Origin of the sequence: Campylobacter devanensis (assembly GCF_002139915.1) — a bacterium.
GTDB lineage: Bacteria > Campylobacterota > Campylobacteria > Campylobacterales > Campylobacteraceae > Campylobacter > Campylobacter devanensis.
The window spans coordinates 1,069,329-1,091,148 of sequence record NZ_CP018788.1 but is presented as its reverse complement, the minus strand read 5'-3'; the positions used below and the strand labels follow the sequence as shown (position 1 = coordinate 1,091,148).

Below are 21,820 nucleotides of genomic sequence, written 5' to 3'. Positions count from 1 at the left end.
AAAGAGATAATTAATGATAGAAATAAATAATTTAAGCAAAAGTTACGGCAAAAATGAAGTTTTAAGTGGAATTTCAGCTCATATCAAAAAAGGTGAAATCTTCGCTATCGTCGGTCATAGCGGAGCTGGAAAAAGCACGCTTTTACGCTGCATTAATGGGCTGGAAGATTATCAAGATGGCAGTCTAAAAGTATTTGATAAAGAAATTTCGCAACTAAATGAGCAAGGTCTTAGAGAGCTTAGAAAAGATATCGGTATGATATTTCAACACTTTGCTTTAATGAGTAGAAAAACGGTTTTTGATAATATCGCTATGCCACTGCGTGTGTGGGGCTATGATGAAAAAGCTATAAAAATCCGTGTTGATGAGCTTTTGGAGCTAATAGGATTAAAAGATAAATCTAGAAACTATCCAAGTCAGCTAAGTGGCGGCCAAAAGCAAAGAGTTGCTATAGCTAGGGCTTTGGCACTTAGTCCAAAAATATTATTAAGCGATGAAGCCACAAGTGCGCTAGATCCAAACACCACAAAGCAAATTTTAAGCCTACTTAAAGAGATAAATGAGCGCCTTGGCATCACAATCGTGCTAGTCACACACGAAATGGAGGTTGTAAAAAACATAGCCAATCGAGCTATTTTACTCGAACAAGGCTTAATCACAAATTCAGGCTCAATTGTAGAGCTATTTTTAAATCCTAATAAAAATATGAAAAACTTCCTAGGCGAAGAGGAGATTTTGCCAAATACTGGCGTAAATATCAAAATCTTTTTCCCGCCAAATGTAGCGATGCATAGTATCATAACCAATATGGCTAGAGAGCTTGATATTGATTTTAACATAGTTTGGGGAAAATTAGAAAAGCTAGGTGGTAGCGTTCTTGGTAGCTTAGTTATCAATGTAGAACCAAAATATGAGCTTAAAGTAGAAGAATTCATCAAAAATTCAGGCGCTCTATATGAGATTATAAAGGAGAGTAAATGATATCAAAATTGCTTTTTGAAGCCACGATTGATACCTTATATATGGCTTTTGTATCTACGCTTTTGGCTTTTATTATAGGACTTGGACTAGCTATAATCTTAGTTATAACCTCTATAAATGGCCTAAAACCAAATAGAGCCATTTATAATACTCTAGATATCGCAGTCAATACACTTAGAAGCTTTCCATTTATAATTCTTATAATTGTCTTGTTTCCATTAACTAAATTTATAGTTGGCACCAGTATTGGCACGACAGCAGCCATAGTCCCGCTCACTATCGGCTCAGCGCCATTTATCGCTAGATTAATCGAAAATGCGATGAATGAAGTAGATAGTAGCATTATAGAAGCAGCATTAAGCTATGGAGCCACCAAAACGCAGATAATATTTAAGGTTATATTTATAGAAGCGTTGCCAAGCATTATAAATGCTATCACGCTTACTCTTATAGTTGTGATCGGATTTACCGCTATGGCGGGCGCCGTTGGCGGTGGCGGCCTTGGCGATGTAGCTATGAGATATGGATTTCAAAGATTTCGCCCAGATATTATGACATATACGGTAATTATCTTGATAGTAATGGTTCAAATAATCCAAAGTAGCGGAAATTTTTTATATAAAATAACAAAAAAGTAATAAAATTTAATTTTTATCCGATATTATATATATCTAAATTTTAAGGAGTTAAAAATGTTAGCAGGTATGAGTGGAAGTGCAGAGGCTAGTTTAGTAGCTAGCACAATGGTGCTAAAAAAGTCAATCGATGTCGAACAAAATATGATGGCAAAACTGTTTGGTCAAACAGCAGATAATATGCAAACTCCAAACATAGAAGCACCTACAAGAATAACTAATCCTACACAATTTATTCAAAATGAGGCTTTAAAGCTTGGCAAGCTAGATATTTATGCTTGAATTTATCCAAATTAAAGAGGGTTATGCTCTCTTTAATTTTTAAATAACTTTCTTTTATATTATTTTTTAGATTTATGTGTGCCTAATTATAATAATAGTTTTGATGACCTATGTTTAGTAAGTATGAAATTAATAATATTTGGCTTTAGATATTTACAGTGATTTGTTTTTTGTTTTATGCAGTCTTACAAATGTGATGAAAAATAGCCTAATAATTATAACAGTACCAATGATCTTATGTATATGTATTGTTAATTTTATTAATATATAAAATTTAAATAGTGAATTTAATACTTCAATTTAACTGGGATAAAGTTTGTATAATTAATTTTTTGTTTTTTTAAATTTGCAATAAAAACTGCCTATTTAGTCCTAAATTTGTAGCAAAATAGCCGATTTTAGCCCATTTGTATTAATTTAACTTTAAAATTAAAATTTAATTTTGATTTATCAAATTTATTAAGTTAAATGATAGTAAAATAACAGGTAAAGAATTTATTTTAAGATAAATTTAATCTCAATTAAAGGGGAAATTTATGGTAGATAATCATAATATAACCACCATACAAAATAGGCTATCAGAGTTAGCCAAACTTCCAAAAATGAAAGCAAATAGCTCTATTATGGATGTTTTAAATGAACATGGCTTTACTCGTAGAGATTTTATGAAATGGGCTGGAGCGATGACTGCTCTTATGGCCTTGCCGGCTAGTTTTGCACCTATGGTAGCTCAAGCAGCTGAGCTTAGCGATAGATTGCCTGTGATTTGGCTCCATATGGCTGAATGTACCGGCTGTAGCGAGAGTCTTTTAAGAAGTGATGCTCCAACCATTGATAGTTTAATTTTTGATTATATTAGCTTAGAGTATCATGAGACAGTTATGGCAGCTTCTGGTTGGCAAGCTGAAGAGAATTTAGAACAAGCTATACAAAAGTATAAAGGTAAATATGTCTTAATGGTAGAAGGGGGAATTCCAGATGGTGATAGCGCCTTTTATTTAACAGTAGGCTCAAAAGGCACGACAGGTAGAGAACACGCTATCCACGCTAGTGATAATGCTCTTGCTATCTTTGCTATTGGTACATGCTCTAGTTTTGGCGGTATTCAAGCTGCAGCTCCAAATCCTACAAACGCAAAACCACTTCATAAGATTACAAATAAACCAGTAATCAATGTCCCAGGCTGTCCGCCAAGTGAAAAAAATATCGTTGGTAATGTCTTAAATTTCTTACTATTTGGCACACTTCCAGCGCTTGATGTATATAATAGACCAAAATGGGCTTATGGGCTTAGAATTCACGATCTATGCGAAAGACGCGGTAGATTTGATGCTGGTGAATTTGTACAAGAATTTGGCGATCAAGGTGCAAAAGATGGATATTGTCTATATAAAGTAGGTTGTAAAGGTCCATATACATTTAATAACTGCTCTCGTGAGAGATTTAATCAACATACTAGTTGGCCAATCCAAGCAGGTCACGGCTGTATCGGCTGTTCTGAGCCAGATTTTTGGGATCAGATGGGGCCATTTGAAGTGCCATTAGGCGATAGATTATATCATACTGTATTTGATGGGCTTGGTGCTGATGCAATAAGTGATAAAATTGGTATAGGTGTATTAGCAATCACAGGTGTAGCTGTCGCAGCTCACGCACTTATCGCTACTGCAACAAAAGAGAAGGAGTAAAATATGAGCGAACAAAGAATAGTAGTAGATCCTATTACAAGAATTGAAGGCCATCTTCGTGTAGAAGTAATCGTAGATGAAAATAATGTAGTTAAAGAGGCTTATAGTGGCTCAACTCTTTGGCGTGGTATTGAGGTAATTGTAAAAGGTAGAGATCCCAGAGATGCTGGATTTATGACACAAAGAATTTGCGGTGTTTGTACATTTTCGCACTATAGAGCGGGAATTGAAGCTGTAGAAAATGCTCTTGGTATCGTCCCACCACTTAATGCCAAACTCACTAGAACACTTATGAATGCGGCTCTATTTTTACATGATCATCCGGTGCATTTTTATCAACTTCATGCGCTTGATTTTGTTGATGTGGTAAGTGCTCTTAGTGCTGATCCGAAAAAGGCTAGCGAAGAGGCATTTAAATATTGCGATACTCCATATGCATGTGGCGCAGATCAGTTAAAATTAGTTCAAGATAAAGTAAAAAAATTCGTAGAAAAAGGCAACCTTGGGCCATTTGCTAATGCTTATTGGGGTCACTCTACTTATAAATTTACTCCAGAGCAAAACCTAATTGCTCTAAGTCATTATTTAGAGTGTTTAAGACTTCAAAGAACAATAGCTCAAGCTATGGCGGTATTTGGTGCTAAACAGCCCCACCCACAAAGCCTAACTGTAGGCGGCGTAACATGCGTTATGGATCTTCAAAGCCCAGCAAGATTAGGTGAATATATGGTGAAATTCCAAGAGATGGCTGACTTTATCAATCGTGCTTATTGGCCAGATCTTGTAATGGCTGCTAAAGCCTATGCAAATGAACCAAGTGTGGTAAATGATGTAGGAACCCCAAATTTATTAACATATCAAGATTTCCAAATTGGTGCTAATGAGTATCTATTTGATGGTGGTTATATCTTAAATGGCGATATATCTAAGGTATTTGAAGTAGATGAGAGCAAAATCACCGAAGAAGCTACTCGCTCATGGTATAAAAACGACGCTCCACTTCACCCTTATGATGGTGATACTACGCCAAATTACACAGGATTTAAAGATGCTAAAACTCTAAATGCTAAGGGCGAAATGGAAGATTCTAAAGTCTTTGATTTAGATGGTAAATATAGCTGGATTAAAGCCCCAAGATATGATAGCTTGCCTATGCAAGTTGGCCCACTAGCAAATATAGTTATAAATTACGCTAAAGGCAATAAAAATGTAGTGCCAGTGGTGGATAAATTCCTAGCTGAAACTGGCTTGCCAGTAAGTGCTGTTTTATCTACTTTAGGTAGAACTGCATGCAGAATGATTGAGGCAAAAATCATTGCTGATAATGCTTTAAAAGCACTAAATAATCTAATTGAGAATTTAAAAGTTGATGATAGCACATGTGCTAAATATCAAATAGATAGCAAAAAAGAGTATAAAGGTAGATTTATCGGTAATGTGCCTCGTGGTATGCTAAGCCACTGGTGTAGGATTAAAAATGGAGTGATTGAGAATTGGCAAGCTGTTGTTCCATCTACTTGGAATGCTAGCCCAAAAGATGCTAAAGGTCAAATGGGTAGCTATGAGGCTTGTTTGATTGGTCTTAAAATCGCTGATTTAAAACAGCCTTTAGAGATAATACGCAAAATTCACTCTTATGATCCTTGTATAGCGTGTGCTGTACATGTGATGGATACAAAAGGCAATGAATTAAGTAGCTATAAAGTTAATCCGAATTTAATCTAAGGGAGCAGATATGAAAAATAGTAAAAAACATATCGCTGATTATGAATTTAGCATAGGATTACGCCTTACGCACTGGATTAGAGCTATATCTATTGTGGTTTTGAGTGTGAGCGGATTTTATCTTGCTTATGTCTTTGTAAGTCCTGCTATAACAGGTGAGCCTATAAATTTTATGAACGCTAAATGGCGTGCTGTGCATCAAATAGCTGGATTTATACTAATAGGTTGTTTTATCTTTAAGATATATCTATTTTTCTTTGATAAGCAAAGCCATATTGAAAGAGTGAGTGTAAAGAATTTTTTAGATATTAAAGTTTGGATTGCCCAAATTAAATATTATCTATTCTTAGGTAAGCATCCCCATATTCAAGGAACCTATAATCCACTACAATTTGCCTCTTATATATTCTTTTATATTGTGCTTTTTGTGATTTGCCTAACTGGCTTGATTTTATATGTCAATGTATATCATGAAGGACTTGGCGGGTTGCTTTATACGCCTATGAAAGTTATTGAGGCTTGGATGGGAGGACTTGCTAATGTGCGTCAAATTCACCATATTGCTATGTGGATTATCTTTATATTTATGGTAGTTCATATCTATATGGCTGTATTTAACGCTATAAAAGGCAAAGATGGTGCTATGGATGCGATAATCAGCGGCTACAAATTCCCAAAAGAGAAGTAGATGCGTGTTTTAATCCTAGGAGTAGGAAATGTAATGTTCGCCGACGAAGGTGTCGGCGTTCATTTTGTTAAGATGATTGAGAATAACTTTAAATTTAACTCCAAAGAACATAATTTAAAATTTGTAGATGGCGGTACTTTAGCAAATCATTTAACTCCGATAATGGCTGATAGCGATTATTTAATAGTCGTTGATTGTATCGATGCTGATGGTGGGCAGATAGGAGATGTATATTTCTTTGATTTTGAAGATATGCCAAAGAGCATTAATTGGTCTGGTTCAGCACACGAAGTAGAGATGCTTCAAACTATTGAAATGATGGATTTAGTAGGCGATAGACCGCAAACTAAAATAATAGGTGTAATACCTAGAAGAATTGTTCCAATGAGTTTTGAGCTTAGCGATGAGATTAAAAAATCTACGAATTTAATGGAAAAAATAATCTTAAAAGAGCTTTCAAATTTAGGTTTTAGCTATGAAAGGATAGATGATAAAGGTGTGCAAGATATGGCTGATGAGTGGAAAAAGGAGCAATTTTGATACTTTGCTTTGAATTTAGTTGTGCAAATGATGGCTCGGTTTTAGCGTTTTTTTTAGATTTTTGGGCTAAAAAAAGTGCTTTAAAATACTCCATTACAGCTCAAAATAGATCTATAAAATTATATGTAGAAGGCAATGAAAACGAGCTAGCTAAATTTAGCGATGAGTATATAAATTTAGTTCCGCATTCAGTTTTTATTGAAGAGTCCAAGGTTAGTTTAGCTGATGAATTACCAAAAAATAGCGAATTCGAGTTTGATTTTAGTTTTAAAAATATTACTCCAAATGCTTTAAAATCAGATGAAAATGAATTTGGCTTTAAAAGTAATAATATATTTATAGCTAATGCTATAAAAGATATAATGGCTGGTAAAACTGTAAATTATGATGGTTATGAGATATCTAAATTTAGTAGTTTTGATTGTGATTATATACTACCAACAAATCTTAAAAATACAGCTAAAATTTTTGTATGCGATGAAAAATCTCTAATCGCTCTTGCTAGTTTTGAAAAGCCGGTTATAAATTTGCGTACTAATGCGATATATCGCAGTAATCACAAAGATGCACCGCTATATTTTGATGTTAGAAGCGCTTGGGATATCAATGTTTATAAGATTACTCAAGCCCTAAGTGAAAATGGGATAAATTTTTTATCTATTAAAAGTTTAAAAAATGATATGAAAGTATCAATCTTAGACGAGAGAATTTTAATTATTAGTTCTGGAGAGTTTATAAAAACTAAAGAGATGGAGTTTATAAACTCATTTGATGATAAAAATTATGCTCTTTTTGGTCTTTGTGTAAGTGAGTTAGGTGTAGCAAATTCTACAATCGCTAGAGTATTTTTAAGTCAAAAATATAGCGATTTTATCAAAGTTTATAAGGGTGAAGATGTATTTGATATGCTTAGAATTAATTTGCCAAAGAGCTTTGAAGAAATTTGGCAAAAAATTTCTGAATTCGATGGTGGCGATAGGTTACTTGCAAACTATCAAAAAGAGTACAAGCTACCAAATGGTACTATAGATTTACCTAATAATTTTTATTCGCTATTTATGATAATTGATCAAATTCTAGGATATAATGGCCAAATTTTAAACTACGCTAGGGATTATAGCGGTTTAAAAGGGGTAAGAATTGATTATAAGATGAGTAGCAAGAGCAAATTTGATTGGGTAAGAGCTATTAGAAGCACGATGAGTTTTAGGCTAGCTGGCGCAGATGCGAAGAATATTAGCTTTGGCTGTTTGGAGAGTTTGGCATTTTTTTTAAGTGATTTTGGTGATATTTTAAAAGATGAGCTAGAGTGCGAAGGTATGATATTTAGCGGAAATCTCTTTGCTAATCCTGTAATTGCAAATTTGGCTTTAAAGTTTTGTAATTCAAATTATAAAAGTAAATTTAGCGGACACTATCCACTTGAGATCAATTAAGATTGAAGTTTTTGGGCTGGTTCAAGGTGTTGGATTTCGCCCTTTTGTCTATTCATTAGCTAAAAATCTTGAGCTAAATGGAGCTGTATTAAATGATTCTAGCGGTGTGAAAATTGAGCTTTGTGGCGATGGGAAAAATATTGATGAGTTTATATCTAAGCTTAAAATAAATTTGCCTCCACTAGCTAGAATAGATAATATTATTATTAGCAATAGCGATAAAAAATATGATGATTTTAATATAATTAGCTCGCAAGAAAGTTATAAATTTGCACCGATTTTACCTGATTTTGCTATATGTAATGAGTGTAAATCCGAATTAAAAGATCCTACAAATAGACGATACAATCATCCATTTATCAACTGCACAAACTGCGGCCCTAGATTTTCTTTAATTAAAAGCTTGCCATATGATAGAATAAATACTACAATGGGCAAATTTAATATGTGCAAACAGTGCCAAGATGAGTATAAAGACCCAACCAATCGCCGTTATCATGCTCAACCAGTAGCATGTAAAAACTGCGGTCCAAAGTTAAGCTATAAGAGTTTAGATGGCAAAATTCTTGCAAATAATAAAGAGGCTCTTAAAAGATGTATAGATGATTTAAAAGATGGTAAAATCATAGCTATTAAAGGAGTTGGTGGATTTCATCTTGTTTGCGATGCTCTAAATAGTGAGGCTGTATCATTTCTAAAAGAGCGTAAAAGGCGTCCGCATAAACCTTTAGCCATAATGTGTAAAGATCTTGATATGGCTTGTGATTATGCTTATATTAATGAGAGTGAAGCTAAGATTTTAAACTCGAATTTAAAACCTATTGTTTTATTAAAATCCAAAAATAATCTACCTAAGTCAATATCTAGTGGCGTAGGAAGTGTTGGTATATTTTTACCGCCAACTCCACTACATATAATGCTATTAGATAGATTAAATTCTCCAATTATAGCCACTAGCGCAAACCCAAGCAAAGAGCCTATTTTAACAAACTTTGATGAGCTTGCTAGCAGACTTGGTAGTGTGTGTGATTATGCTCTTGATAATGATAGAGATATTGTAAATCCAAGCGATGATAGCATCTGTTTTGAGCTATTGTCAAAGCCAATTTATATTCGAACTTCTCGTGGATTAAAGCCTAATATTACACCTTTAAATTTAGGATTAAAAGATGTGCCAAAAGGGTGTTTTTTAGCGCTTGGGAGTTTGATGAAAAATCAATTTGCTATCTATAAAGATGGCCTTATCTTTAGCTCTCCATATATTGGTGATATGGGCTCTTTAGCAGTGATTAAAAGATTTGATGAGCTGCTAGAGAGTTTTAAGAGTATTTATGGGTTTGAGTTTGATTTTATCATTGGTGATGCTCATCCACATTTTGGATTTGTAAATAATTTTAAAGATAAAGAGATTTATAAGGTCTATCATCATCATGCTCATGCTCTTAGTGTAATGTTAGAAAACGGCTTAGATTGTGAAGTTTTAGCTCTTAGCTTTGATGGAACTGGATATGGCCAGGACGCTACTATATGGGGTGGCGAAGTGCTAAGATGCAAAGATAATGAGTTTAAAAGAGTTATGCATTTTGATAATTTTGAGCTTATTGGAGCAGATAAAGGGATAAAAAATATCTACTATCTAGCTTACGCAATAGCAAAAAAATACAATCTAAACTCACCAAAAATAGATGCCATAGTGCCTCAAATTCAAAGATCTAATCTAGATAAAATCTTACAAAATAGATTAAATATAGTAGATACTAGTTCGCTTGGTAGAATTTTTGATGCATTTGCTGCAATTGTGCTAACTTTGCCAGTTATTACCTATGATGCGCAAGCCCCTATGATGCTTGAGGCTTTATATGATGAAAATATAAATGCGGCCTATGAATTTGAAATAGATGGAGATGTAATTAATTATAAAAATGCATTTATAGGTGCTTTAAATGATCCTATGAAAGTAGCAGCTACTGCTTTTATAAATGGAATTTCAAATTTAGCTCTAAAGATTGCTAAAATGCATAGCCTTCCAGTTGTTTTATGCGGTGGAGTATGGCAAAATAGAGCTTTGTTAAAAAGAACTATATCTGAGTTTAGACGCCATGATATTAAATATTATTTGCCAATTAATGAGCCTATGAATGATTCTGGTATTGCTATGGGGCAGATTTACTTTGGCTTAAATCTGCTTAGATATAATACTAAGATTTAATATATAAGATTATTAATTGTTTTAAAATTAAGGAGATATTATGTGTAAAGATTGTGGTTGCAGTATGGGTGGATCGCATCATCATAGTCACGATGATCATCATAATCATCACCATCACGGTCATCATGACCATCCGGTGTTAAATGAAAAAAAGACTATTGAAGTAGTAGAGAAAATATTAAAAGATAATGATCGCGAAGCTGCTCACAATAGAGCGCATTTAGACGAATATGGGCTATTGTGTGTGAATTTGATGAGTAGCCCAGGAGCTGGGAAAACCACGCTTTTAGAAGCTACTATAAAATCAAGTGGCCTAAGAGTTGGGGTAGTTGAGGGGGATTTAGAGACCAATATGGATGCTAATCGCATTATAAACGCAGGTGGCAAGGCTCATCAGATTAGCACCGGCCAAACTTGTCATTTAGATGCTTTTATGGTGCATAATGGCTTACACCATTTGCCGCTTAAAGAGCTTGATTTGGTATTTATAGAAAATGTTGGAAATTTAGTTTGCCCAGCTAGTTATGATGTGGGTGCTCACCTTAATGCTGTCTTAATCAGTGTGCCAGAAGGGAGCGATAAGGTGGCTAAATATCCTGTTATGTTTAGGGCGGCTGATATAGTGGTGATAACGAAAACTTCGCTATTAGAGCATTTTGATTTTGATATCAATGAGGTAAAAAAAGAGGCCAAAAAGCTAAATCCAAAAGTTGATATAATAGAAGTCGATAGCAAAACGGGCCTTGGCATAGATAAGTGGATAAATTATTTAAAAATGAAAAAGGAATTAAAATAATGTGCCTTAGCATACCTTCAAAAGTGATATCAATAGATGAGAATAATTTTGCCATTGTTGAAACTCTCGGTGTTAAGCGTGGGGTGAGCTTGGACTTGATAGCTGAGCCTATATCGGTGGGGGATTATGTGCTGATACATGTGGGATTTGCGATGGAGAAGATAGATACCAAATACGCTTTAGAGAGCTTAGAGATTTATAAGCAGATCGCAGATGATATGAATAGTGGCAAAATATCAGCCGATGAAGGCGATATGGGCTTAGCAGCGTTGAAAAATTAAATTGAAAATTAGGTAAATTATGGATTTGATAAATAGTTTTAGAGATAAAGATAAGATTTTAGCCTTAAGCCAGATAATCAAGCAAAGAAGCAAAAAGCCATTAAATATCATGGAGATTTGCGGCGGTCATACTCATAGTATAATGAAATTTGGCTTACCACAATTAGTAGGAGAGAATATCAATTTCATCCACGGCCCAGGCTGTCCTGTGTGTATAATGCCTAGAAGTCGCATTGATGAGGCTATAGCGATTGCTAGTATAGATGGGGTGATATTTTGTACCTTAGCTGATATGCTAAGGGTGCCAGGAAGTAAAGGCTCTTTGGCTATGCTTAGGGCTGATGGGGCTGATATTAGGGCTTTATACTCGCCACTTGATACAATCACAATAGCCAAAGAAAATCCAGATAAAAAGGTTGTATTTTTTGCTATTGGATTTGAGACCACCACGCCTATGAGCGCAGTGGTGGTAAAACAAGCTGTTGAGTTGAATTTACAAAATCTATTTATACATATGAATCATGTCACAGTCCCAGCACCAGTAAGGGCTATAATGAGTGATAAAGATGTGAAAATCGATGCGTTTTTGGGTCCATCGCATGTGAGCGTGATTACTGGTAGTAAAATTTATGAAGAGCTAGCAAATGAGTTTAAAACGCCAATTGCGGTGAGCGGATTTGAGCCTTTGGATCTTATGGATAGTATATTAAATTTAGTCAATCAGCATGAAAATGGCACCCATAAGGTCTATAATGAGTATGCTAGAGTGGTTAGCAAAGATGGTAATTTAAAGGCCAAAGAGCTAATAGATAGATATTTTCAGCCGTGTGATTTTGAGTGGAGAGGGCTAGGCGTTATCAAAGATAGCGGATTAAGACTAAGAGATGAGTTTAGCTACTTGGATGCTAAAAAATATTTTAATGTAGAAGTTGGTGAATCTAAGGAGTCTAAGGCCTGTATCTGCGGTGAGATTTTGCGTGGTAAGGCTAAGCCGTATGATTGTAAAGTCTTTGGCAAGGTGTGTAATCCACAAAATCCTATTGGTAGCTGTATGGTAAGTGGCGAGGGCGCTTGTGCGGCGTATTATAAATATAGCAAAAGAGGATAGATGAAAAAGATATTATTAGCTCATGGTGGTGGTGGGCAAGAGATGAATGAACTCATAAATGGGTTGATTTTTAGGATTTTTGATAATGAAATTTTAGCCCAAGGTAATGATAGTGCGATTTTAAATTTAAGTGGCAAAATAGCCTTTAGCACCGATAGCTTCGTAGTAAGCCCTACTAAATTCCCAGGTGGCGATATCGGTAAAATCGCAGTTTGTGGGACGATAAATGACCTAGCAATGGTAGGGGCAAAGCCTAGATATATTAGTTGTGCTTTGATTATAGAAGAGGGGCTTGGTATTGATGAGCTTAAAGAGATCTTAAATAGTATGAAAAGCACAGCTGATGAGGCTGGAGCTAGCATAGTTTGCGGTGATACTAAGGTGGTTAGTAAGGGGAGTTGTGATAAGATTTTTATCAATACTTCAGGTATTGGAGAGATTATCAAAGAGTCTAGAGTGGAGAATTTAAAAAGTGGTGCGAAAATCCTTTTAAGTGGTGATGTGGGCAGACATGGTGCTGTGATTTTAGCAAATAGAAATGAGCTAAATTTGGATTTGCAAAGCGATTGTAAGCCTTTAAATAATGTAGTTGAAGCGCTTTTAAATGCTAGTATCGCTCCTCTTGCTATGAGAGATGCGACTCGTGGCGGACTCTCAGCTGTGTTAAATGAGTGGGCGAAGGCTTGTGGGCGAGATATCAAAATTAGCGAAGAGAGTATCGCTGTGAGTGATGAGGTGATGGGAATTTGTGAAATTCTTGGTTTTGAGCCTTATGAGCTTGCTAATGAGGGAACCTTTGTTTTAGCTATTGATCCTAAAGATGAGATTAAAGCGCTTGAGATTTTAAGAGAATTTGACTCAAGTGCAAATACTATTGGCGAGATTTTAGATAGTAATAAAGGTAATGTGATTATACAAAATAGCTATGGAGCATCTAGATTTATGGAGCCACCAAAGGGTGAGTTACTACCTAGAATTTGCTAAAAGGAGAGTCAATGCATGAACTAGCTATAGTCCAAGATCTATTTAAATTGTGCGAGACAAATGCTATGAAGCATAATGCTACAAAGATAAATAAAGTAGAGATTGAGATAGGAAGATTAAGCGGAGTAGAAGCACACTATTTACAAAGTGCTTTTGATGCTTTTAAAGCAGATACAATCTGTTCAGACGCTAAGCTTATAATTCATCCAAAAGATATTACGATTAAATGTAACGAGTGCGGTGCTCAAAGTGTGCTTTTAGAAAATGAGTTTCTTTGTCCAAAATGTGGTTCAAATTCGCTAGATGTTATTAGCGGTGAAGATATGTATCTAATGCGTCTAGAGATGGAATAGCTAGCAAATTACGCTAGCTAACTCATCTATAGTATATGGTTGGTATAGTTTTGTATCGCCAAAGCTACTTGCGACATCATCAAAATGAGAATTATCACTTATTATAATAATCTTAAAGCCCTTAATCTTTTGCCACTCTTTGATTAAATTCAACTCATTATATGGAAGTTTTTTAACAATTTTTGCTTGAATAAATAAAAAATCAGGTTTATAAAGCATATCTGTTATATGGTTTTTCACACTCTCCCAGCTTGATTCTGGTTGGATATATATCCCAAAAATACTAAGTCCAGCTACAAGAGCAAAAAATCCAGTCTGACTCTCATAGGCTACTAAGGCACTTTTTTGCTCATTTGGTTCGCTGATTTGCGGCTCTTTTAGCTGATGCATTGTAGCGTTAAATGAAAAGATTGAGCTATTGGATTTTACGCTAAATTCAATCTTTGAACCGATTTGTTCAGCATAGCTTGAAGCGATAGAGAGAAATTTATAATTTATATTTCTATTTTTATATTCTAATGCGCTTATAATCTCACTAGTATTCATTTGAGCTGAAGTTTTAATTGAAATTTGATATTCATCTGGATTTTTGGTTGGTTTTATAGTAAATAAAATTGAGCTATTTTTTATGCTTTTATTTACAAAGCAAAGAATATTATGAGTTGCATTTGTGATAGCTTTAAAATTTGCACTAAAATACCTAGCTTGTCTTGGAGGGTAGTTAAAGATTATGATATTTTGGTTTTGCGCAGCTTTATCATGAAGTACTCTAAAAAATAACCCCAAGCGCTCGATAATATCACCATTTTCAAGCCTATTATGGAAAAATCTTAAATTTAGTTTAGCTAATCTTTTATCTGATGTACGGATTAGTTTTTGATTTCTATTTTGTACTGGTTTCCTGCTAATTACGATTAGTAGCATTACAAAGAAAAATAGTACGCTAAAAGCGACATATTCCTTAATATCTACGCTATTTGCCATTGCAAATTCAGCCATTAAAAGTAAAAATAAAATTCTCATCATATCACCAACATCGCATCACCATAGGAGTAAAATTTATACTCTTTTTCTATAGCTTGTTTGTAAATTTGTTTGACATTTTCTAAGCCCACAAAGCTTGCTACTAACATAATTAGTGTAGATTTTGGTAAGTGGAAATTAGTTAATAGATAGTTTTGTCTTTGTGGTGGATTAGCTGGATGTAAAAATAGATCGCATAGTCCATCTTTTACTCTGGTTCTATAAAAGTATTCAATACATCTTGTAACTGTCGTTCCTACGCCAAGAATAGGCTTATTGCTATTTATAGTATTTATTGCCTCATCGCTTATAGTATAGATCTCGCTATGCATTTTATGCTCTCTAATATCGCTAACTTCAACACCTTTAAATGTTCCAGCTCCTACGTGTAGAGTAATATATGAGATGTTGTGTTTGTTTTTTATATCTTGTATCATTTGTTGGCTAAAATGCAAACTAGCAGTTGGCGCAGCTACTGCTCCATCATTTTTAGCAAATATACTTTGATACCATATCTCATCGCTTTTTTGATCAGCTCTTTTGATATATGGAGGGAGTGGGATATGTCCTATTTGATTTAGAATTTGGTATAAATTTTCTGTTTTAATTTCATTACCATTTTGATTAAATTTAACAATTCTATACTCATCTAAAAGCTCTATAACTTCACAACTTAGCCCATTATCAAATTCTAAAATTGTCCCAGCTTTTACTCGACCTTTAATTAAAGTGCTAAATTTACCTTGGCCTAAAGGTTGATTTAATAATAACTCTACAGCTCCGCCGCTTGATTTTTTGCCATAGATTCTAGCTTTGATAACTTTAGTATCATTAAAAATAATATCACAATCTGGTAAAAATTCCATCAAATTACCAAATTTTGTATGCGTTATTTTATTGTTAGAGCGTTGATACACTAATAGATTAGCACTCTCTTTTGGATTAGCTGGAGATGATGCAATTAAGCTAGAGGGAAGCTCATAATCATAACTATCTAGATCAAATATATTATTTTTCATCATCAATTTCTTCTTCATCTTCATCTTTTGGTGCTGGATTTACCATTTTAGCTATTAAAATTGATAAAGAATATAGTCCAATTAATGGAATAGCTAGCATAAATTGACTAAGCACATCTGGTGGAGTCATAATCGCTGCAAAAATAAATATCCCAACAATCGCATATCTAAAAAATCCCTTTAAACTCTCATCAGTAATCATACCAATCTTAGCTAAAAAAAATGTGACAACTGGTAGCTCAAAGCTAATTCCAAACGCAACTACGATTTTAGTAAAAAATCCTACATAATCACCAATGCTAGGAAGTGCTTGAAATAGTGTCCCACCAAAATTTATAAGAAAAGCAAAGCCAACAGGCACTACAAAATAGTAACAAAATGCAGCTCCTACGGCAAACATTACTGTAGCACTTAGCACAAATGGAATCACATATTTTTTCTCATTTTCATATAGTCCTGGAGCTACAAATAGCCAAAATTGCCAAAAGATTATAGGCAATGCAAGCAAAAGTCCAGCAAAAAATGCTACTTTCATCGCTGTAAAAAATGGTTCAGCTACTTGAGTAAATATGATGTTGCTATTATCTGGCAATACAGCCTTAAGTGGCGCAGTCATAAAATCAAGCAAAGGCGCCCAAAAATTAAAACATATGATAAAACATACTATAACTGATAATGCACTAATTAACAAACGCTTTCTAAGCTCGATTAAATGCGGTCTTAAATCTTCAAACATTATGCCTCTTTTGTGTTTTGAATTTCATTTTTTAGCTCTTTTTGGTTGGAATTTAGGTTGCTATTTATGCTATTTAATGAGCTTAAATTTGGTTTTGGAAGATTGCTTATATTTGCTGGATTATCAGTTATTGTATTTTTAGGTTGTTGTGATTGATCTTCTTCATCATTAAAGTCAAAACCAGCATTTAATTTATTTATAGGATTTAAATTTGATATCTCATTTTGGATATCAGCTAGTGATTTTTGTGTTGAACCTGCTATATTAGTTACATTGCTTTTTAACTCATCAAGCTCTTCAAATGTTAGCTTTTTTCTTACTCCATCTATGCCGCTAGTTAAGCTATCTTTATACTTTTTAGCATCCTCTTTTAATTCAGCTATTTTTATCTCTTGTTCAAATGTGCTTTTAGCTCCATTTATAGTTTGTTTAAATATCTTAAAAAATTTTGCTATATTAACCATCGCACTTGGTAGTTTATCAGGACCTAAGACTATTACAGCAATAATGGCGACTATTAATATTTCACCGATTCCCATTCCTAGCATAAAAATTCCTAAATTTAAATTTAAGCTAGTATTCTACAATTTTTTTGCTTAATAGATATTGATTTTATAGTGTATAGAAGTAAAAAGCCCCAAAAAGGGCTTATGAATTATTTATCTCTTAGACCTAGTTCAGCTATTAATTTAGTATAAGTTTCATATTTAGTAGCTTTTAGGTATTTTAATAGTCTTTTGCGACGACCAACTAGTTTTAATAGACCTAATCTTGAGCTAAAGTCTTTTTTATTTACTTTTAGGTGTTCTGTTAGTTCTGCTATTCTTGTACTTAGCAGTGCAATTTGAACTTCTGAAGAGCCTGTGTCTCCACTTTTTCTAGCAAATTTTGCAACTATTTGAGCTTTTTTAGCCGTATCTAAAGCCATATTTGACCTCCTGAGCGGTATATAAAATCGAGCGGTGATTATATCATAATAATCAAAAAGTTTGCTTAAAAATAGTATTTGATAGGTTAAATTTGAATTATAAAAATTTATATAGATTAAATTTAGCAATTTTTACTTAAGTTTTATATACTTTTTGCTAAAATCAAAAAATTTTTTATTATTAAAGGTGTTATATGGATTATAAAGATACTCTTTTGTTGCCGGTTACTGATTTTGCAATGAGAGGCAATTTGCCACAAAATGAACCAGCAAGATACGCAAAATGGGATAAAAATAGAGTCTATGATAAGATGAAAAAAGCTCGTCAAAATGCATCTGTGAGTTTTAATATTCATGATGGCCCACCATATGCAAATGGTCACCTTCACATAGGTCACGCATTAAATAAAATTTTAAAAGATATAATAGTTAAAACTCACTACTTTTTTGGAGAGAGTGTTAGATTTACTCCAGGATGGGATTGTCATGGATTGCCAATTGAACAACAAGTAGAGATGAAACTTGGTGATAAAAAAAAGAGTATGAGTACCGCAGCTATTAGAAGTGAGTGTAGAGACTGGGCTAGTGAATTTATAGAGATTCAAAAAGCTGAGTTTAAATCTCTTGGCGTCATAGGGGATTGGGAAGATCCATATATGACGATGAAATTTAAATTTGAAGCAAATATATATAGAACCCTATGCGAAGTGGCTAAAAAAGGTCTTTTAATAGAAAGAAGTAAGCCTGTATTTTGGAGCTGGGCGGCTAAGAGCGCGCTTGCTGAGGCTGAAGTAGAGTATGCTGATAAAGAAGATTATAGTCTATATGTAGCTTTTGAATTATCAAAATCAGCATCTAAAGCAATAGGAGTTGAAGATGCTAAAGCAGTAATATGGACTACTACTCCATGGACATTAGTAGCTAATCAAGCAATTAGTTTAAATCCAAATGAAATTTACTGCATTACAAAAGAGAAATTAATTTTTGCTAAGCCTTTACTTGAGGTTTTAGTAGCTCAAGGCATTACAAGTGGAGAGATTATCAGTGAGTTTAATTCGCAAAAATTAGAAAATTTACACGCTATAAATCCACTTAATGGCAGAGAGTCTAAATTTATTCTTGGCGAGCATGTCTTAATGGATGGCGGTACAGGATTAGTCCATACTGCACCTGGTCATGGAGAAGATGATTATTTTGCTAGTCTTAGATATGGTATAGAGGTTATAATGCCAGTTGATGAGGCTGGGCTATATGATGAGACGCTAAAACATAATGGTTTATTGCCAGCAGATGTTGTAGATGAGTTTATAGGTATGCATATATTTAAAGCTAATGAGAAAATTATAGAGCTTTTAGGCGATGCAGTAGTTAAAGTAAGTAAATTTACTCACAGCTATCCATTTTGCTGGAGAACGCATAAGCCTGTAATTTATAGAGCAACAAAGCAGTGGTTTATTGCTATGGATGAGCCAAAATTAAGCGGCAAAACTCTGCGTCAGACCGCTCTTGAGGCGTTAAATAGTGTGAAATTTTATCCAGAAGCTGGGATTAAAAGAATATCATCAATGATAGAAAATCGTCCAGATTGGTGTATTAGTCGTCAGCGTGATTGGGGTGTGCCAATTGCATTTTTTAGAATTAAATCTACTAAAGAAGTTATTTTTGATAGTGAAATTTTAGATCATATAGCTAAGATTTTTGATGAAAAAGGTGCTGATGCGTGGTGGAGTATGAGCATTGAAGAGCTATTACCTAATGGATCTAAATTTAAGGCTGATGAATTAGAAAAAATTAGCGATATTTTAGATGTTTGGTTTGATAGTGGCTCAACTTGGAATGCTGTGTTAAATAGCAGTGATTATGACGCTGGTGAATATAGTGCTAGTATGTATCTTGAAGGAAGCGACCAGCATCGTGGGTGGTTCCAAAGTTCTCTACTATTAAGCTGTGCTGTAAATGAAAAAGCACCATATAAAAGCGTATTAACTCATGGATTTACTGTAGATAAAAATGGCGAAAAGATGAGTAAATCCAAAGGCAATGTAATAGCTCCAGATGCAGTTGCTAAGGAATTTGGTGTTGAGATCTTGCGTCTATGGGTTAGTTTAAGTGATTATTCAAGTGATTTAAAAATAGGCAATGATATCTTAAAACAAGTAGCCGAACAGTATAGAAAGATTAGAAATACTATAAGATTTTTACTAGCCAATATTAGCGATTTAAAAGAATTTAATTATGAATTTGGCTTGCTAGATAGATGGATTTTAGGTAAGGCAAGTGCGTGCTTTAATGAAGTTAGTAGCTGTTTTAAAAATTATGAGTATTCAAAAGGATTTAATATTTTATTAAATTTCTTAAGCGGCGATTTAAGTGGTATTTATCTAGATATATGCAAGGATAGATTATACTGTGATGCTGCAAATAGCACTAAAAGAGCAAGTTCGCAAACCGCTATGGCTTTAATAACTAAGGCGCTTTTACCGCTTATTGCACCGACTCTTACATATACAATAGATGAGGTTATGGAGTATGCACCTAGTATAATTAAAGATGGCAAAAGCGATGTTTTTGATCTAGTTTATGAACCAATTAAATTTGATAGTGCAATCGATGATACATTGCTTAGAGAGAGTAAAGAGAAATTTAATGAAATTATTGACAATCTAAAAAAAGATAAGCTAATTAAAGCTACTTTAGAATTAGAAATTCAAACTAGCAGTGATTCTATATTGGCTCTTGATAAAGATGAAGTAGCTGATTGGTATATGGTAAGTAATTTTGGAGTATTTAGAGTTGATAGTGATATTTTAGCAGAGTTTGTAGTAGATGATCATAGATTCGTTATTGCTCGTTCGGCTAAATTTAAATGCCCAAGATGCTGGAAATTTAGTGCTCAAAGTGATGAGTGTCTATGTCCTAGATGTGCTGAGGTGATGAGTGCTAACTGAACCAGTTGGGGTTATAACTATAGTTGTTACAATTGCGGTTTTACTAGCCGTTACTGCTGTAGGAATAATTTTGGTTAATATATATAAGGAGAAAGAGTGATAAGTCTAAAAGAGGCTATGAAGTTAAGTTCTAGCGATCTAGAGCTACTTCGTAAAGAGCTGATTAATAAAATAGAAAAAACTAAAGAGATAGGTGCATATGTTGAGCAATTGACAAATAGTCCAATTGATGAGAGTTTTGCTGGTGTGCCAATTGCTATAAAAGATAATATTCAAGTAAAAAATTGGGCAATTACAAGCTGTTCAAAAATTTTACAAGGCTACAAAGCACCATATAACGCAACTGTAATTGAGAAGCTAATCTTAGCTGGTTTAGCTCCATTTGGTAGAACAAATATGGATGAGTTTGCTATGGGAAGCACTACTGAGAGTTCATATTATGGTAGAACGCTAAATCCGCTTGATCACTCTAGAGTTCCAGGCGGAAGTAGTGGCGGAAGCGCAGCGGCCGTAGCAGCCGGTATAGCTATAGCGGCTCTTGGTAGTGATACGGGTGGTAGCATACGCCAACCAGCGGCGTTTTGCGGTTGTGTGGGCTTTAAACCTACATATGGTAGGGTTAGTCGATATGGACTTAGTGCCTATTCTAGTAGCTTAGATCAGATTGGGCCAATTACGCAAAATGTAGAAGATGCTGCAATATTATATGATGTTATTGCTGGACATGATAAACTAGATAGCACTAGTGCAAATGTAGATTTTACTCCAGTGGCTCCAAATTTAAATCCAAATAGAAAATTAAAAATAGCTGTAATTAAAAACTATGTTGATGAAGCAAGCGCTCCAGTTAAAGATGCATTAAATTCAACCATAGATAAGTTAAAAAATGCCGGTCATGAAATTTGCTATAAAGAGTTAGCTAATTCTAAATATGATATTGCCGCATATTATATCATTGCTACAGCTGAGGCTAGTGCAAATTTGAGTCGCTATGATGGTGTAAGATATGGCAATAGAGCCAAGGCTGATAGCTTAGGGCAGATGTATGCGAATACTAGGGGTGAGGGCTTTGGAGCTGAAGTTCAGCGTAGAATGCTTCTTGGGACATTTGTTTTAAGTAGCGGCTACTATGATGATTACTATATAAAAGCACAAAAGGCAAGAGCATTTATCAAGCGTGAATATGATGAGATTTTAAATGAAGTAGATATAATTTTAATGCCAGTTGCGCCATCTGTGGCATATAAATTTGGTGAATTAAAAGATCCTTTGAGTGCGTATTTGAGTGATATTTATACAATTGGAGTGAATTTAGCAGGCCTTCCAGCTATCACTGTGCCAGTATCAAATGATGAAAATGGATTAAATATTTCCGCTCAATTAATTGGTGGAGCGTGGCAAGAACAGACAGTTTTAGACGCAGCTTTAAGCTTAGAGAATATAATAAAAGGAAAATAGT

General features: G+C 34.2%; 21 protein-coding genes. 16 read left to right on the top strand and 5 right to left on the bottom strand.

From position 1 onward, the window contains the following. Nucleotides 1-13 precede the first annotated feature (13 nt). The 14 genes from CIGN_RS05425 (at nucleotide 14) to hypA (ending at nucleotide 13,707) form a co-directional block, all read left to right on the top strand. Nucleotides 14-982, top strand: a complete 969-nt coding sequence (locus tag CIGN_RS05425) for a methionine ABC transporter ATP-binding protein (RefSeq protein ID WP_086302675.1) — start codon at nucleotides 14-16, stop codon at nucleotides 980-982. After that, nucleotides 979-1,620 carry a methionine ABC transporter permease gene (locus CIGN_RS05420; protein ID WP_086302673.1) on the top strand — a complete coding sequence of 214 codons (642 nt, stop codon included), beginning with the start codon at nucleotides 979-981 and terminating at the stop codon, nucleotides 1,618-1,620. The genes CIGN_RS05425 and CIGN_RS05420 overlap by 4 nt, the downstream gene beginning before the upstream one ends. A 54-nt stretch (nucleotides 1,621-1,674) precedes the next feature. Then, nucleotides 1,675-1,899 carry a hypothetical protein gene (locus tag CIGN_RS05415; RefSeq protein WP_086234314.1) on the top strand — a complete coding sequence of 75 codons (225 nt, stop codon included), beginning with the start codon at nucleotides 1,675-1,677 and terminating at the stop codon, nucleotides 1,897-1,899. 536 nt (nucleotides 1,900-2,435) lie between these two features. Then, a complete protein-coding gene (locus CIGN_RS05410) occupies nucleotides 2,436-3,587 on the top strand; it encodes a hydrogenase small subunit (RefSeq protein WP_086302671.1) in 1,152 nt (383 codons plus the stop codon). Between the two features lie 3 nt (nucleotides 3,588-3,590). Continuing rightward, nucleotides 3,591-5,312 (top strand): nickel-dependent hydrogenase large subunit, encoded by a 1,722-nt coding sequence (locus CIGN_RS05405; RefSeq protein WP_086302669.1) that lies wholly within the window; start codon nucleotides 3,591-3,593, stop codon nucleotides 5,310-5,312. A gap of 10 nt (nucleotides 5,313-5,322) precedes the next feature. After that, on the top strand, nucleotides 5,323-6,000 hold the full coding sequence (gene cybH, locus CIGN_RS05400; RefSeq protein ID WP_086238582.1) for a Ni/Fe-hydrogenase, b-type cytochrome subunit: 678 nt from the start codon (nucleotides 5,323-5,325) through the stop codon (nucleotides 5,998-6,000). Continuing rightward, nucleotides 6,001-6,540: a HyaD/HybD family hydrogenase maturation endopeptidase gene (locus CIGN_RS05395; protein WP_086227802.1), complete on the top strand. Its 540-nt coding sequence runs from the start codon at nucleotides 6,001-6,003 to the stop codon at nucleotides 6,538-6,540. Further along, a complete protein-coding gene (locus CIGN_RS05390) occupies nucleotides 6,537-7,976 on the top strand; it encodes a hypothetical protein (protein ID WP_086302666.1) in 1,440 nt (479 codons plus the stop codon). Before CIGN_RS05395 ends, CIGN_RS05390 begins: the two co-directional genes overlap by 4 nt. Next, entirely contained in the window at nucleotides 7,963-10,185 is a 2,223-nt protein-coding gene (gene hypF, locus CIGN_RS05385) for a carbamoyltransferase HypF (protein WP_086302664.1), read from the top strand. Before CIGN_RS05390 ends, hypF begins: the two co-directional genes overlap by 14 nt. A 40-nt stretch (nucleotides 10,186-10,225) precedes the next feature. Continuing rightward, complete coding sequence (hypB, locus tag CIGN_RS05380) at nucleotides 10,226-10,981, top strand: hydrogenase nickel incorporation protein HypB (protein WP_086302660.1); 756 nt, start codon at nucleotides 10,226-10,228, stop codon at nucleotides 10,979-10,981. After that, on the top strand, nucleotides 10,981-11,262 hold the full coding sequence (locus tag CIGN_RS05375) for a HypC/HybG/HupF family hydrogenase formation chaperone (RefSeq protein ID WP_086303212.1): 282 nt from the start codon (nucleotides 10,981-10,983) through the stop codon (nucleotides 11,260-11,262). Before hypB ends, CIGN_RS05375 begins: the two co-directional genes overlap by 1 nt. A gap of 19 nt (nucleotides 11,263-11,281) precedes the next feature. Continuing rightward, nucleotides 11,282-12,370, top strand: a complete 1,089-nt coding sequence (gene hypD / locus CIGN_RS05370; RefSeq protein WP_086302658.1) for a hydrogenase formation protein HypD — start codon at nucleotides 11,282-11,284, stop codon at nucleotides 12,368-12,370. After that, entirely contained in the window at nucleotides 12,371-13,354 is a 984-nt protein-coding gene (gene hypE / locus CIGN_RS05365) for a hydrogenase expression/formation protein HypE (RefSeq protein ID WP_086302656.1), read from the top strand. Nucleotides 13,355-13,365: 11 nt separating this feature from the next. Next, nucleotides 13,366-13,707: a hydrogenase maturation nickel metallochaperone HypA gene (hypA, locus tag CIGN_RS05360; RefSeq protein ID WP_086224132.1), complete on the top strand. Its 342-nt coding sequence runs from the start codon at nucleotides 13,366-13,368 to the stop codon at nucleotides 13,705-13,707. Here the strand turns inward: hypA and CIGN_RS05355 are convergent, their stop codons facing one another. From CIGN_RS05355 to rpsO, 5 genes are all read right to left on the bottom strand, one after another. Then, nucleotides 13,708-14,730, bottom strand: coding sequence for a hypothetical protein (locus CIGN_RS05355; protein WP_086226474.1), 1,023 nt, complete (start codon nucleotides 14,728-14,730; stop codon nucleotides 13,708-13,710). Beyond that, entirely contained in the window at nucleotides 14,730-15,749 is a 1,020-nt protein-coding gene (queA, locus tag CIGN_RS05350) for a tRNA preQ1(34) S-adenosylmethionine ribosyltransferase-isomerase QueA (RefSeq protein ID WP_086303211.1), read from the bottom strand. Before queA ends, CIGN_RS05355 begins: the two co-directional genes overlap by 1 nt. Next, entirely contained in the window at nucleotides 15,739-16,485 is a 747-nt protein-coding gene (tatC, locus tag CIGN_RS05345; RefSeq protein ID WP_086302654.1) for a twin-arginine translocase subunit TatC, read from the bottom strand. Before tatC ends, queA begins: the two co-directional genes overlap by 11 nt. Continuing rightward, nucleotides 16,485-17,033, bottom strand: a complete 549-nt coding sequence (gene tatB / locus CIGN_RS05340; RefSeq protein WP_086302652.1) for a Sec-independent protein translocase protein TatB — start codon at nucleotides 17,031-17,033, stop codon at nucleotides 16,485-16,487. Before tatB ends, tatC begins: the two co-directional genes overlap by 1 nt. Nucleotides 17,034-17,140: 107 nt before the next feature. Then, complete coding sequence (gene rpsO / locus CIGN_RS05335; RefSeq protein WP_086224655.1) at nucleotides 17,141-17,413, bottom strand: 30S ribosomal protein S15; 273 nt, start codon at nucleotides 17,411-17,413, stop codon at nucleotides 17,141-17,143. A 194-nt stretch (nucleotides 17,414-17,607) separates the two neighbouring features. Here rpsO and ileS point away from each other — a divergent pair, with 194 nt between their 5' ends. Together ileS and gatA are read left to right on the top strand one after the other, a co-directional pair. Then, nucleotides 17,608-20,361, top strand: coding sequence for an isoleucine--tRNA ligase (ileS, locus tag CIGN_RS05330; protein WP_086302650.1), 2,754 nt, complete (start codon nucleotides 17,608-17,610; stop codon nucleotides 20,359-20,361). A 96-nt stretch (nucleotides 20,362-20,457) separates the two neighbouring features. Continuing rightward, nucleotides 20,458-21,819 carry an Asp-tRNA(Asn)/Glu-tRNA(Gln) amidotransferase subunit GatA gene (gene gatA / locus CIGN_RS05325; protein WP_086302648.1) on the top strand — a complete coding sequence of 454 codons (1,362 nt, stop codon included), beginning with the start codon at nucleotides 20,458-20,460 and terminating at the stop codon, nucleotides 21,817-21,819. The last annotated feature ends 1 nt before the right edge of the window (nucleotide 21,820 follow it).